Annotated in this window: 1 protein-coding gene; it reads left to right on the forward strand. The window is 73.1% G+C overall.

Features of this window, described 5'->3' with window-relative positions; translation table 11 throughout:
* Nucleotides 1–554, forward strand: a 554-nt coding sequence (locus tag ABGB06_RS39435) for an AMP-binding protein (protein WP_347600581.1), incomplete at both ends; no start/stop codon positions are given.

A 554-nucleotide genomic window follows, 5' to 3' on the forward strand; every position in this document is an offset into this window, starting at 1 on the left:
GGGCCGGAGTCCCGGGTGGGCCTGTGCCTGCCGCGCGGGGTGGACGTCGTCGTCGGGATGCTGGCGGTGTGGAAGGCGGGCGGCGCGTTCGTGCCGCTGGACCCCGACCACCCCGCCGACCGCCTCGCCCACATCCTCACCGACAGCGAGGCGACCCTCGTGCTGGGCACCGGCGAGACGCTGGCCCGGCTGCCGGACCACCCGGGCCGATCCGTGGCGTTGGACGACACCCACACCCTCGAGGCCCTCGCGCAGGAACCGAACACGCCCCCGCAGCGCCTCCCCCGTCCGGCTCAGTTGGCGTACGTCATCTACACCTCGGGCTCCACCGGCCGGCCCAAGGGCGTCGCCGTCACCCACCAGGGCCTGACCAACCTCGCCCACGCCATGCGACCCGCCCTCGGCGTGGACGTGGGTGTGACGGCGTTGCAGTTCGCCTCCTTCACCTTCGACGCCGCCATCCTCGACATCACCACCACCCTGGCCACCGGCGCCACCCTCGCCATCGCCACCACCGAACAACGCACCGACCCGCAGGCCCTTGCCGAGATGAT

The sequence above is a fragment of the Streptomyces sp. B6B3 genome, assembly GCF_039871525.1.
Lineage (GTDB): Bacteria > Actinomycetota > Actinomycetes > Streptomycetales > Streptomycetaceae > Streptomyces.